General features: G+C 55.6%; 14 protein-coding genes. 4 read left to right on the top strand and 10 right to left on the bottom strand.

Annotated elements, in window-relative coordinates:
- Positions 1–98: 98 nt before the first annotated feature.
- From FFS57_RS01355 to FFS57_RS01380, 6 genes are all read right to left on the bottom strand, one after another.
- Complete coding sequence (locus FFS57_RS01355; protein WP_137935935.1) at positions 99–1,673, bottom strand: aldehyde dehydrogenase (NADP(+)); 1,575 nt, start codon at positions 1,671–1,673, stop codon at positions 99–101.
- A gap of 136 nt (positions 1,674–1,809) precedes the next feature.
- A complete protein-coding gene (locus FFS57_RS01360; protein ID WP_137935936.1) occupies positions 1,810–2,700 on the bottom strand; it encodes a dihydrodipicolinate synthase family protein in 891 nt (296 codons plus the stop codon).
- The gene (locus FFS57_RS01365) at positions 2,697–3,986 is read right to left on the bottom strand and encodes an NAD(P)/FAD-dependent oxidoreductase (protein WP_137935937.1); all 1,290 of its coding nucleotides are present in this window, start codon (positions 3,984–3,986) and stop codon (positions 2,697–2,699) included. The genes FFS57_RS01360 and FFS57_RS01365 overlap by 4 nt, the downstream gene beginning before the upstream one ends.
- The gene (locus FFS57_RS01370) at positions 3,979–4,230 is read right to left on the bottom strand and encodes a (2Fe-2S)-binding protein (protein ID WP_137935938.1); all 252 of its coding nucleotides are present in this window, start codon (positions 4,228–4,230) and stop codon (positions 3,979–3,981) included. Before FFS57_RS01370 ends, FFS57_RS01365 begins: the two co-directional genes overlap by 8 nt.
- Positions 4,227–5,360 (bottom strand): NAD(P)/FAD-dependent oxidoreductase, encoded by a 1,134-nt coding sequence (locus FFS57_RS01375; protein WP_137935939.1) that lies wholly within the window; start codon positions 5,358–5,360, stop codon positions 4,227–4,229. The genes FFS57_RS01370 and FFS57_RS01375 overlap by 4 nt, the downstream gene beginning before the upstream one ends.
- Positions 5,360–6,298, bottom strand: a complete 939-nt coding sequence (locus FFS57_RS01380) for a proline racemase family protein (protein WP_137935940.1) — start codon at positions 6,296–6,298, stop codon at positions 5,360–5,362. The genes FFS57_RS01375 and FFS57_RS01380 overlap by 1 nt, the downstream gene beginning before the upstream one ends.
- A gap of 94 nt (positions 6,299–6,392) precedes the next feature.
- On the opposite strand from FFS57_RS01380, the gene FFS57_RS01385 reads away from it, so the two are divergent.
- Together FFS57_RS01385 and FFS57_RS01390 are read left to right on the top strand one after the other, a co-directional pair.
- Positions 6,393–7,190, top strand: a complete 798-nt coding sequence (locus FFS57_RS01385; RefSeq protein ID WP_137935941.1) for an AraC family transcriptional regulator — start codon at positions 6,393–6,395, stop codon at positions 7,188–7,190.
- A gap of 6 nt (positions 7,191–7,196) precedes the next feature.
- Positions 7,197–8,366 (top strand): Do family serine endopeptidase, encoded by a 1,170-nt coding sequence (locus FFS57_RS01390; protein ID WP_137935942.1) that lies wholly within the window; start codon positions 7,197–7,199, stop codon positions 8,364–8,366.
- A gap of 56 nt (positions 8,367–8,422) precedes the next feature.
- Here FFS57_RS01390 and FFS57_RS01395 read toward each other — a convergent pair whose 3' ends face one another.
- On the bottom strand, positions 8,423–8,638 hold the full coding sequence (locus FFS57_RS01395; protein ID WP_137935943.1) for a hypothetical protein: 216 nt from the start codon (positions 8,636–8,638) through the stop codon (positions 8,423–8,425).
- A 144-nt stretch (positions 8,639–8,782) separates the two neighbouring features.
- On the opposite strand from FFS57_RS01395, the gene FFS57_RS01400 reads away from it, so the two are divergent.
- Together FFS57_RS01400 and asd are read left to right on the top strand one after the other, a co-directional pair.
- Positions 8,783–9,709 (top strand): LysR family transcriptional regulator, encoded by a 927-nt coding sequence (locus FFS57_RS01400; RefSeq protein ID WP_137935944.1) that lies wholly within the window; start codon positions 8,783–8,785, stop codon positions 9,707–9,709.
- 257 nt (positions 9,710–9,966) lie between these two features.
- Positions 9,967–10,809, top strand: coding sequence for an archaetidylserine decarboxylase (gene asd / locus FFS57_RS01405; protein ID WP_137935945.1), 843 nt, complete (start codon positions 9,967–9,969; stop codon positions 10,807–10,809).
- Between the two features lie 290 nt (positions 10,810–11,099).
- Here asd and FFS57_RS01410 read toward each other — a convergent pair whose 3' ends face one another.
- From FFS57_RS01410 to FFS57_RS01420, 3 genes are read right to left on the bottom strand one after another with little or no spacing between them, the layout of a single operon-like run.
- Positions 11,100–11,657, bottom strand: a complete 558-nt coding sequence (locus FFS57_RS01410) for a GNAT family N-acetyltransferase (protein ID WP_137935946.1) — start codon at positions 11,655–11,657, stop codon at positions 11,100–11,102.
- Positions 11,654–12,220, bottom strand: a complete 567-nt coding sequence (locus FFS57_RS01415; RefSeq protein WP_349306711.1) for a DUF2199 domain-containing protein — start codon at positions 12,218–12,220, stop codon at positions 11,654–11,656. The genes FFS57_RS01410 and FFS57_RS01415 overlap by 4 nt, the downstream gene beginning before the upstream one ends.
- Before the next feature lie 57 nt (positions 12,221–12,277).
- The gene (locus FFS57_RS01420; protein WP_137935948.1) at positions 12,278–12,745 is read right to left on the bottom strand and encodes a hypothetical protein; all 468 of its coding nucleotides are present in this window, start codon (positions 12,743–12,745) and stop codon (positions 12,278–12,280) included.
- Between the last annotated feature and the right edge of the window lie 235 nt (positions 12,746–12,980).

The following is a 12,980-nucleotide window of genomic DNA, read 5'->3' on the forward strand; positions in this document are numbered from 1 at the left end:
GCTGGATCAGTAGAAATCGGCCGGGTAGCGGATGCTGTCCCAATGACCGGATGGTAGGTTATCTTGGTTGCGTCGCTCGCTGTCATCTTCTTTGCGGGTCAGCGATGGTAATGCCCGTCAACCAACCGCCATACACCCAGTGGATTGTGATCCTGCAAGGTGGCGGGCAGCAGGTTTTGCGGAAAGTTCTGATAGCAAGCAACCCGTGCAAAACGGTGAATGGCCAGACTGCCGACTGATGTGCTGCGGCCATCGGATGAGGCTGGGAAGGGGCCACCGTGAACCATGGCATGGCTGACCTCAACCCCCGTTGGAAAGCCGCCAAACAGCAGTCGACCCGCTTTGCGTCGCAATAGGTTGACTAAGGCCGGCCATGCGGCCAGTTCGTCGGCGGTGCCATGTAGTGTGGCGGTCAGTTGACCTTCAAGTGCCGCTGTTGCTTGCAGTAGTGCTGACGGATTGGCGCAGCGAACCACCAGAGTGGACGGGCCGAACACCTCTTCGCGTAACAATGGCTGCTTGCACCAATTGTTGGCGTCGGTCACCAGCAAAGCTGGGCTGGCTTTGCAGCCTTCTCCCGTATCACCCAGCCGTACCTCGACACCGTCGAGATGGGTCTGCATGCGGATGCCAGCATGATAGGAACGGGCAATGCCCGGATTGAGCATGACACCTGGCTGGGTATCGCTCAGTACTGTCTGCAGGGTTTGCAGGAATTGATCCAGTGCTGGGCTGTCGATGGCCAAGATCAGGCTGGGGCAAGTGCAAAACTGGCCGGCACCCATCGTCATGGAACCGGCTAGGCCGCGAGCCAATTCATCGGCGCGAGTATCCAATGCACCAGGTAGCAGTACCACCGGATTCAGACTACCCATTTCGGCGTAGACCGGGATGGGTTGTGGGCGAGCAGCGGCCAGTTCCATCAACGCTTTGCCACCATTGAACGAACCAGTGAAACCGACAGCCTGCATGGCAGGGTGCTGTACCAGAGCGGCCCCTACCGTACCACCATCGCCAAACAGCAGTGAGAAGACACCTTCGGGCAAACCTTCCGTTTGCACCGCTGCTTGTATTACTCGACCGACGATTTCCGATACGCCGGGATGAGCGGAATGTGCCTTGACCACGACCGGGCACCCCGCAGCCAAGGCCGCAGCGGTGTCACCGCCTGCTACCGAAAAGGCCAACGGGAAATTGCTTGCACCAAACACTGCAACAGGCCCTAGAGGCAGCCACATGGATCGCAAATCGGGCTTGGGTTGTGGTTGTCTGGCTGGGTCTGCGTGGTCGATGCGGGCATCGACCCAGTGTCCTTGTTCAGCGACATCTGCAAACAATCGCAATTGACCGCAGGTGCGGGCCAGCTCACCGCGGGCACGGGCTTCAGGCAGGCCAGTCTCTTGTGGCATACGTTGTGCCAGCTGGTCAGCCTGGGTTTCGAGGCCTTCGGCGATACGCCTTAGTAGATTGGCACGGGTGGCGCCGCTGCTATGTGCATATTGCTCAAACGCCTGCTCTGCAAGGCGCGCTGCCTGATCGATCTCATCTGGCATTGCAGTGTGAAAGGCCGGTTGCAACCGTTCACCAGTGGCCGGGTCGAGTGCCCGGAATTCGGCACCTGTGGTACCGCCAAATTGTGAGCCGATCAGCGAACGGCCTTGCAAGTCAGTCATATTGAGGGCTTTCTGATGTGTTGGGTGCCAAGCGGCATTGTCTGCTTGGCATGGGTTTTGTCGACATGGTTTCAGGGGCCGGCACGAACCATGAAACCAAGTCAACAGAACCTGGTTCGGCTATCGGTAGTGATACTTAAATGGGACGATTCTGCAATGCTGTCTCAATCACGGCCTGGGCGGCGGCCAGTTCATCACCAACCAGAGGTAGGCGCGGGGCGCGAACACGGCTGTTGCCCCAACCTAGTCGTTCCTGAGTCAGTTTGATCAATTGCACGAACTTGGGCACGGTGTCCAACCGTAATAGCGGCAGGAACCAGGCATACAGCTTGGCGGCTTCGTCCCACTGACCGGCCATGGCCAGATCATACAGTTTCACCGATTCCTGCGGGAAGGCATTCACCAGGCCGGCAATCCAGAATTGAGCACCGGCCGCGACACCTTCCACCAGGCAGTCATCCACCCCAACGCCCAGCGCAAGACGGTCTCCGGCCAGCGCCTTGATGGCAGTGACGCGTCGCGCGTCGGTGGAGGATTCCTTCACCGCCACGACATTGTCGAACTCATTGGCTAATTCCATGATGTGTGGCGGCTGAAAGTCAGTTCGGTAGGCCACCGGATTGTTGTAAATGATGCAGGGTAATCGGGTAGCCTGGATCACTGCCGCTATGTGGGCCTTCATTTCACGCCAATCGGTACTGTAGACGTAGGGCGGCAGCACCATCAATCCTTTGGCACCTTCAGCTTCAGCAGCTTGGGCCAGCTTGATGGCTTCTTCAGTTGATAGTGCCGCAATGCCGGGGATGATGGGAATATCCATCCGGTTGGCCAGTGTACGGATGACGGCCACTTTTTCATCGAAACCAAGCGTGGCACTTTCACCTAGTGATCCACAAGGGATCAGTGCGGTACACCCGGCTTTGACCTGCCAGCGGGCATGTTCCACCAGCAAGACATGGTCAATGCTGAAATCGGCGTTGAACGGGGTGGTGATGGCGGGCATGACACCCTTGAAGGTGAGGCTCATGATGCTCCTTCTTGATGCGGTTGTGGTTGGCGTGGTCGGTCTTCCAGACTGGCCAAGGTGGATAGTCTGGCGGGAAAAATCGGGGGGCGTTGGCTGTTGGTCTCCCAGCCCAGTACACTGTGGCAGATGGGGCCGCAAGTCCGGCCTTGGCAGGCACCCATGCCACAACGGGTTTGCAGCTTGGCATCGCGCCAACTGGTGTAGGGCATCAGTTCGCTCAACGGGACGTCTTCGCACCGGCACATCAGTGTATCGGGCTTGGCCAAGGTCAGCAGAGCTGGGTTCAAGGCAAAACAGGTAGCCAGTTGCTGGACAAAATGCTGCTGAATCAACCGTTGACGGATCAATGAGCCGGGAATGGGGAGGTTAAGTGCGGTGCGTGCTGCAATACGCCCCTCAATGATTGCCTTGTCGGCACCGCCAATTCCGGTGATCTCGCCGGCTGCAAACACATCAGGCACGCTGGTGCGCTGCTTGTAATCAGTCGCGACGAATTGCCCGGCAAGCTGGCAGCCGATGAGGTTGGCGGCTTCAGTATTCGGGATCAAGCCAAAGCCAACAGCCAGATAGTCACAGGGAATGGTCACTTGACGAGCCCCTTGCTGAACCAACACCGTTTCCAGGCGGTCTTGCCCATGGGCGGCCAGTACATGACTGCTTGGGTGGTAACGACCCAATAATGGCAGACCCAATGGTATCGCTTGCCAAAGTTTGCTGGGGGTATCCAGCAGGTGATTGGTGAAGCGTGCCAGCTGATGGAAGCTGGTTTGTTCCAGTACGTGGCTGAGTTTGGCACCGGCGCGGCGCAAGGTTGCAGCGGTTGCCAACAGCAACGGGCCACTGCCAGCCAGTACCACACGCTTGCCAGCCAGTGGCCAGCCGCCTTTGTTCAAGGCTTGCAGGCCCCCCGCGCCGGTCACACCGGGTAAGGTCCAGCCGGGAAAGGGCAATAGTCGTTCGCGGGCACCAGTCGCCAGGATCAATTGCCGGGTGTGGACGTGGGCAGCGCTATGTGGGCCTTCCAACAATAAGTGGTAAGGTGACATCGCTGCGACCAGTTGGTGTCGCGGCAAATAGTACACACCGTCGGCCGACAGGATGGCCAACGCATGCCTTGAGCGGGCTGTATCGGCCTGGGCCGGCCCACCCCGCCAGATCTGACCACCCGCGTTGGGCTGGTCATCAATGATCAATCCGGTCTTACCTGCTCGTTGAATTTCCCGTGCTGCCGCCAAACCGGCAGGGCCCGCACCGAGGATGGCGACATCAGCAACATACTCACGCATAGGTGTAGATTTCCATCCCGTCTTCTGCAATGACCTGGCAGGCCCGTTGATGGGCGCGACCGTTGATGGTGACGCGGCATTCAAAACAGGCGCCCATGCCACATACAGGCAAACGTGGCGTATGTTGTTTGGGGGAGTGGCGAAATGGCGTAAAGTTAGCCATGGCCAGGGCTGCTGCAACGGTCGGTGGGTTGGGGCACTCCAGTTCGGTTGTCCGCCCATTGATGATCAGGTGGAATTTCATGCCATCTCCTTGCGTTGGGTTGACGCGGGTACAAATCGACTGGGGCAATAGGGGGCTGGGTCGATTTGTGAAGGCTGACCGTCGATCAAGTCCGCCAACAGTGCAGCGGACGATAGTGCGGTGGTGATGCCCAGCCCTTCATGGCCGGTGGCCAGCCAGATCGATTCTGCCACTGGCCAGCGACCCAGTAAGGGCAGTTTGTCCGGTGTGGCCGGACGAAAGCCGGTCCAGGTACGAATGGCTTGCAGCTCGGCGAGGCCGGGCAGGTAGCTGAAAGCAGTGGTCAACATGCGTGATATCAGGGGCCAGTCCACCTGTGTACCCGTGTCATCGAAACTACGTGATGATCCGATCAGTAATTGACCGGTGGCACGGGGTTGCACATTGAATGCCACCGAATTCGCTGTGTTGCTGTGGGCGGATTGCAGATAGTCCAGTGCGACCAGCTGGTGCCGTACATAATCTGGATACCGTTCGGTGATCACCAACTGGCCTTTGCGCGGTTGCATGGGCAAGCCCGGCAATAGGTGTGGCGAGACATTCCCTGCTGCCACAACGATCTGTTCTGCGTGCCAGATACGGCCTTCGGCGGTGCGTACCCGATTGGGTGCGATGTCTATCACACGTTGTCGGCTCAGCACTGCAGTGCCGCGACTTTGGGCCTGCGCCAATAGCCAGGTCACGGCAGTTGGCGGGTAGATCACCGCTTCGTCGGGGCGTAACAAAGCCCCCGCCAGGCCGGGCGCCAGATGCGGCTCAGTGGCATATAGTGCGGCGGCGGTCAGTAACTGGCTTGGCAGATTGATGGCACGGTAAAACGTATGCTTGCGTTCGGCCTCCAGCATTTCTTCGCGGGTGCGCGCCAGCCAGAGCGTGCCACAGGTGCGATATTCGACATTTGTCGGTAAACGATCCTGACAGGATTGCCACCGGGTGACACCATCGCGGGCCAACGCGAGCTCAGCAGGGTTGTCATCCAACACCACTAAATGCCCCATGCCGGCGGCAGAGGTGGCCGCACCGGGCAGGCCGGCTTCCAGTACCACCACCCGGTAACGGCGCAGGCTCAGCTCGGCGGCCAATGCGGCACCAATGATGCCCGCGCCGATGATCAGGATGTCACAGTCCATCAGTCGTGAATACCCCAGGCAAATGGGTCATCTCCGGCGATGATCAGTGTGGTATCCGCATTCACATAAGCGGTCCCGGTAATATACGGATAAACGGTGTCGCCATGCTGTTGCAAGCAACCCTCAAAGCGGCTGCCGATCACACTTTCCTGAATCCAGCTGTCGCCTAATGCCAGTTTGCCATCAGCGTGCAAGCAGGCCAGCTTGGCACTGGTACCTGTGCCACAGGGGGATCGGTCGTAAGCCATGCCCGGGCACAATACGAAATTGCGGGCGTTGACCTCGGGTTTGGGGCTGGGGCCAATTAGCTCGATGTGGTCGATCTCGGCACCATTCGCCGTCATGTGCTGGTCCTGCAAGGCATGGCGAATGCGGCTGGATAGTGACATCAAGGCCGGAACATTGGCGCGATCGATTGCCAGGCCATGGTCATCGACCAGAAAGAACCAGTTGCCACCCCAGGCGATATCACCATGAACCACGCCATGGCTAGGTACGGCCAATGGCACATTGGCGGCCAGCCGGTAACTGGGTACATTGCGAATACGTACCCGATTACCACCCAGCCATTCTGCTTCCACTTCTCCCACTGGTGTTTCCAGGCGGATCAGGCCGGGTTGGATACGCCCCAGATGGGCGAGGGTCATCACGACGCCAATGGTGCCGTGGCCACACATGCCCAGGTAGCCCACATTATTGAAAAAGATGACGCTGGCTGTGCATAATGGGTTGCTGGGTTTGCCCAATAAGGCGCCCACAAATACCTCACTGCCACGTGGTTCATTGACTACGGCGGACCGAAAATGGTCGAACGATTGCTGAAACCGTTCACGTTGGGTTGCCAGGGGGCCGGCACCCAGGTCAGGTCCACCGTCGACGATGACACGGGTGGGTTCGCCGCCGGTATGGGAATCGATCACCCTGATATGTTTTGCCATGATCCACTTTCGATGATGGAATCAGCTTATTCTAGGAATCACGGACTATGCCGTCTTGTAAGATTGCCACGCCAAAATGGGACAAATCCGCAAAATGCCGCCACGCCTTCCTGTTGCAGAGACTGACACCGAGCGACTGATAGCGTGGCGACAGGGTTTTCTGACCCAATTGGCCTCGCCGATGTTTCTGGAAGCGCTGTTCGACCGCATGCCGGACATCGTCTTTTCCATCAAGGATCGGGCTGGGCGCTATGTTTATATTTCAGATGCCTGTGCGGAACGTTGTGGCTTGAGCAACCGGCTGGAGGCCATTGGCTGTACGGCTCGCCAGTTGTTCCCGGTTGAGATGGCCGCACGATATGAAGCCCAGGATGCCGAATTGTTCAGCACGGGTCAGCCGGTGCTGGATAATCTGGACTTGACGTTGTTGGCCGATGGCAAGCCGGGCTGGTGCCTGACCAACAAGGTGCCTTTACATGACCGCTATGGCGGGGTGATCGGTTTGGCTTGTCTGTCACGTGATCTGCAGGAGCCCAGCCGGGCGGGCATGATCGATGCACCCTTTGCGGCCACGGTGGATTACATCCATACCCATTTTGCCGAGCCTTTGCGGATGGAGTCGTTGGCGGAGCAGGCAGGGTTGAGTGTGGCGCAGTTTGAGCGGCGGATGAAAAAGGTGTTTCAGCTGTCTGCAGGGCAATTTCTGTTGAAATGTCGAATTGATGCGGCCGCCACCCGATTGCGACAGGGGCGTGAGAAAATTGCGGATATCGCCTTGGCTTGTGGTTTTTTTGATCAAAGTGCATTGTCACGCCAGTTTCGGCAACTGACGGGCCTAAGCCCCCGGCAGTATCGTGAACGGCATGGTATGCCAATGAAAGTTTTGGATTAGTCCAGCATGTTGAAAAGATTGTGGTTGGTTTTTGCCCAAAGTGCGACAGCTGCCATGGGCGTGTGGTTTGCCGTGTCGTTGATCAAGCCGGAATGGGTGGGACGGGGACAGCCGCCACAAAAAGTGGTGACAGTGCGTGAAGTGGCACAACCGATACCCGTCAGCCTGCCGGCTGCCGGTCCGGTATCGTATCGTACTGCAGCAGCCAAGGCCCAGCCTTCGGTAGTGAACATTTATACCAGCAAACAGGTGAAGGTGCCACGTCACCCGATGTTCAATGACCCGACTTTCCGCGAATTCTTCGGTGACCGGGGCATGGTATCCCAACGGGCATCCAGCTTGGGCTCTGGCGTGATTGTCAGTACAGAAGGTTATATCATTACCAACAATCATGTTGTGCAATCGGCAGATGAGATTGAGGTGGCGCTGGCAGATGGGCGCACGGCCAGCGCGCAGGTGGTGGGCTCTGATCCGGAGTCGGATCTGGCCGTGATCAAGGTCAATCTGCCTAGGTTGCCGGCCGCTACGTTGGCGAATTCTGACCAACTGTCAGTTGGGGATGTGGTGCTGGCCATCGGGAATCCGTTTGGCGTTGGCCAGACTGTGACGGCAGGTATCGTCAGCGCATTGGGCCGTACGCAACTTGGGATCAATACCTTTGAAAACTTCATTCAGACCGATGCTGCAATTAATCCGGGGAACTCTGGTGGTGCATTGGTAGACATGGCGGGGAGCCTGGTCGGCATCAATACCGCGATTTATTCGCGATCTGGTGGCTCAATGGGAATCGGCTTTGCCATCCCCGGCAATTCCGTCAAGGAGATCATGGAGCAGATCATCCGTACCGGCAGTGTGATTCGTGGCTGGATAGGCATCGAAATGCAGCCTGTCACCCCTGATCTGATCGCATCCTTCAAATTACCGGTCAAGCGGGGGGTGTTGGTAAATGGCGTAGTGCGCAATGGCCCGGCTCACGAAGCGGGCATCTTGCCAGGAGATGTACTGGTAGCGGTTGCCAACCAGCCAATTGGTGACGTGCCGGAGGCGATCAACCGTATTGCAGCCATTCAGCCAGGACGGCGGGTCGCATTGGGTGTTGTCCGGAATGGTCAATTAACGACCATCGACACAGAGGTTGGTCGCCGGCCTCGTTTCCGTGCCCAGCCGCAGCAGTAAAAAAAGCCCGCGATGTATTTGCGGGCGTTTTTTGATTGCAGCATGATTGGGGTGAATCAGACAGGCTTGCGCTTGGTCCAGTATTGTACTGCGTCGTGTTGGGCTGCTTGGGCATGAGCTTGAGTTGCTACATTATTCTGTTTTTCGGTTTGCTGGTCTGTGCCTTGGCTGCGGACCGGATATTCGCCGTTACTGGCAGAGGCAGGCAGTGCAGTTAAGCCAAAGGCGGCAGCGATCAGAGTGGTAGTGACAACGTTACGCAGTGCTTTCATGATATCTATTCCTTAAATAATCAATTCATTGAGTTAATCCGCCGGAGTGTTGCCGGCGACAGGTGCTACTTTACTCATGTCAAATTGATAGATAAATAATGGAATTTGATATTATTTATTTCCATTTCATTGACAATCGAGATCATGGACACACTGCTCAGCATGCGTATTTTTCGTAGTGTTGTGGAGTTAGGTGGTTTCGCACGTGCTGCCGATCGACTGAATCTGTCCCCCGCGCTGGTCAGCAAGCATGTTGCTCACCTGGAACATCATCTGGGGGCGCGTTTGTTGAATCGCACCACCCGCAGCCAAAGTCTGACTGAGGCAGGCAAAACCTACTTCAGTTGTTGCCAGGAAATGTTGAATGAATTGGATGAGGTGGAATCGCTGATTTCCACCAATACCAGTTGTCCGCGTGGTGTACTTCGGGTCAGTGCGCCGATCTCATTTGGTGTGCGGCACCTGGGGCCGTTGATCGCCGGCTATCAGGCTCGCTATCCGGATGTGAAACTGGATGTGGATTTGAGTGACCGCATTGTGGACCTGGTTGAGGATGGTTACGATGTCGCACTGCGGGTCAGCAGTCAGCCACACCCTACTTTGATTGCGCGTTCGTTGTGTCCGGCTCGACTGTTGCTGGTGGCGTCACCTGCCTATCTGGATAAACATGGTCGGCCACAGCATCCTGACGAGTTGCCAACGCATCGTTGCATTACTTATGCGTATAACAGCACCGGCAATATCTGGCATTTTAATGGCCCGGATGGTCATCATGCCGTGAGTGTGGTCTCCGTGTTGCAAGTCAACAATGGCGAGCTGGCTTGCCATGCGGCCGTGGCCGGGGTTGGGTTGGCAGATATGCCCGCATTTTTGCTGGCGGACGAAATCAGCATGGGCAAACTGGAACTGGCTATGCCCGACTACCAGTTGGAAAGTTTCACGTTGTATGCTGTGTATTCCAATCGCCAATACCTGTCCGCCAAGATCCGCACCTTTGTCGATTACATGGCTGAGCAACTCGGGCCTGTTCCATACTGGGAAAAAGCTTTGCAGGCAGTCAAAACAGGATGACTTGCGTTGCCCTGTTCTGATTGAGGTCTGTCACAGTGAATTTCCATTCAATCTTTTTAATAGGAAGGTGGAAGGCGTTGGTCGAGGCACTGACCATGCTTGCCGTCGGGGTGTGTTGCCAACGCTTGGCACCCTGCAGAGACGGATTGGTTGACGAAGGTGGTCGCTCGTGTCTGCAATTCGTCGGCCGGAACTGTTTAGCTTTGGTGCGCTGCAACGTTATAATTGCCGATTGTCTTTCAACTCGGGTGAGTATCTTGTCTGATCGCCTGGCAGTATTGCCACAATATTTCTTACCAAAACAGGCGTTGACCACGTTCGCAGGACGGGTTGCGAATGGACTTGGCGGACAAAGGACTACCAGTCTCATCCGTTGGTTCGTGGACCACTATGGCGTCAATATGGCCGAAGCCGCCAATCCTGACATTGCCAGCTATGCCACATTCAATGAATTTTTCACCCGCCCGTTGAAACCCGGTGTGCGTCCTCTGGCCAAAGCGGATTTCGTCTGCCCTGTGGATGGTGCGATCAGTCAATTCGGGGCGATCGAACAGGATCAGATTTTCCAGGCCAAAGGCCATCATTACAGTACGCAAGCCCTGGTGGGGGGGGATGCCAAACTGGCCGAACAGTTCCAGAACGGCAGTTTTGCAACTATCTATCTCAGCCCGCGTGATTATCACCGCATTCACATGCCCTGCGACGGTCGTCTGTTGCGCATGATCTATGTTCCAGGCGCATTGTTCTCGGTTAACCCAACTACTGCGCGTGGCGTGCCAGGCCTGTTTGCCCGAAATGAGCGGGTGGTCTGTGTGTTTGAGGGTAAGCATGGCCCATTCGTACTGACCTTGGTCGGTGCCACCATTGTGGGCAGCATGGCCACCGTCTGGCACGGTGTCGTCAATCCACCTCGTACCAAAGATGTGCGTGAATGGCGCTATGACGACCAGCAAATCGTTCTGAAGAAAGGCGAGGAGATGGGCCGTTTCCTGTTGGGATCAACAGTGATCTTGCTATTTCCCAAAGACACACTGATCTTCAACAAGGATTGGACAGCCGCCAAGGCGGTTCAACTTGGGGAAATGATGGGCAAGCGTTGATTCGCATCTGTCTTTGACAGTAAAACATGGGCCTGCAATGTTAGAACATGCAGGCCCGTTTTGTTGATGGGCATGAAACAGCTGGTGTGATCATGGCTGGCAGGGAATAATCTTCTTTTGTCCCGTGTTGCCCTCAATGCTCGCCAATTGACATTGCACCGGGACATATTCTTTACCATCAAATTTCATGATCACGGTGCTGCAACTATGGGCAGTGCAGTTGGTTTGAGCAATATCGTAGCGTCCGTCTTGGGCATTTGTTGTGCCACCAGTTGCGAGTGATCAACCGTTCACAGGTTTGGTGACGACAGGTTATCAGGGGCTTGCCAATACCAGAACAGCGCAATTTCACTGGTTTGTGGGTTCAGGCCTTGATATAGGCCGCTATCAAACCCTTTCAACACGAAGCCGCAGCGTTCATATAGCCGGCATGCTGCTACGTTATTGCTTTGTGTTTCCAGTGTGACACCGGGTAGGCCCTGTTGCCGTGACCACTCGATGGCCAGTGACACCAAGTGGCGTCCCACACCAAAACGTCGAAAAGCCTTGTCTACTACGATGTCGTCAATGCAGGCAAAACCATTCCAATGTCGGGACAGGGATAACTGGCCAGCCACTTTGCCGTTCACATAAGCTAGGAAGCGGGCGTCCGATGGCTCATCGTTGTCGTTTTCATCATCCACATCGGCATAGCGTTTTTCATAGGGCGAGTCGATAGGTATCACTACATACCCCAATTTACCATCCGTGACGTTGGGCTGCAGGGTCTCGGTGACCCAAAAGCCGCCATCGCAACGATCAAGGTCTGGATGGTGTGGGTCTTCTACAGTAACAATGGTGATGGTCATATCCGTTGTCCATGTAATACCGCTTCAGCCATCTGCTGGGCACGTGCCAATGTGATACCCCGGTGTTGATCCTGGGCCAGGGGGTGATCGGTCAATTCCAGTTCGATCAACGGGCGTTCTCCCAACGGCATGGTGTGCAGATGTGTTTTCAGGCTGAGTGTTGGTGTTGTGTACGGTAGTGCGCTTTGTAGCCACCCAAAGTAGGGCGGTTCCTGTTCGCGTCCTTCCGTTTCCCATAGCTCACATACTCGATGGAAATTGTGGTCACTTAGAGATACCCAGGCCAACCAAACAAAGGGCTCCGGGCTATCGATAACCGGAATCAGGATACGGCCCAGCACAAAGAAATGCTGCTCATCAATCATGCATTGATCAGAAGACAGCAGGGCGCGTGCTTCCCGTTCTTCGGGTGGAAGCCTGTACCACAGCTCCGGCGCACTGGGACCGAAACACATGGGGAATTCGTCATGATATTGACCACAAGTGGCGCAGTGGAAACCAGTCATAGAGGATGATCTGCAAAGGGTGTCAGGAGTATGACCAAATAGGGGAGACCGCTGCATACCAAATCTATGCTAGGTATGCGGGACTTTATCGTTTACCACTTCTACCTAAAATATTCAGCTTAATTGCTGAATGATCTGGCTGAGAATTTCTTCTACCTTGAATACCACTTCGCTTACACGGGTGGTATCCGTTTGTACTGGCTGAATGAAGTATTGGTCTACCTCACCGACGATGCCTTGATAGATATCATCAAATTCCATTGGCGTTGCAAGATAGTTGAGAAAGGCCGCACCATCCATATTGGACAATGCCGATTTTGCAGCGATGAGGATCTTGCTCAGCAGTTGGCGGCGTTTGGTGTTGCTGTCCAGTTCGAAATCGTCATCTTCTGTCAGGAAAAAAGACTTTTGCTTGTCGTTCCAACTGCTCAGATATAGTTCTTCACGATAATCAGCCAGCCATTCCGGCGGTTCGATGCCGCTTTGCAAATGGTGAATCACGACATGACGTAGTGCCAAGCCCACATAGAGACTATCGGCGGTGAAACTGCCCGCAGGGCTGGATAGGGTAATCGACGACATAGGAATTGAATTCACTTCAGGATGAATAAGGGTGCGCAATCATGATATGGGCGCAAAGCATCATTCTACTGTGCAAGCGTTGTGGTATCGCAAATTAAGCGCATTGTATGGGTAGGTAAGCCCTAGGGCGGGATCGAACTTTCATTTGGCATGGAAGTTAGGCTCGCGATGAATCGCCAAATTGGGGAAAGCGCCCAAAATCCCCAGCTGATTTATGCTAAAAGCGTACTTTCAC

It is taken from the genome of Chitinivorax sp. B (assembly GCF_005503445.1).
Classification (GTDB): Bacteria; Pseudomonadota; Gammaproteobacteria; order Burkholderiales; family SCOH01; genus Chitinivorax.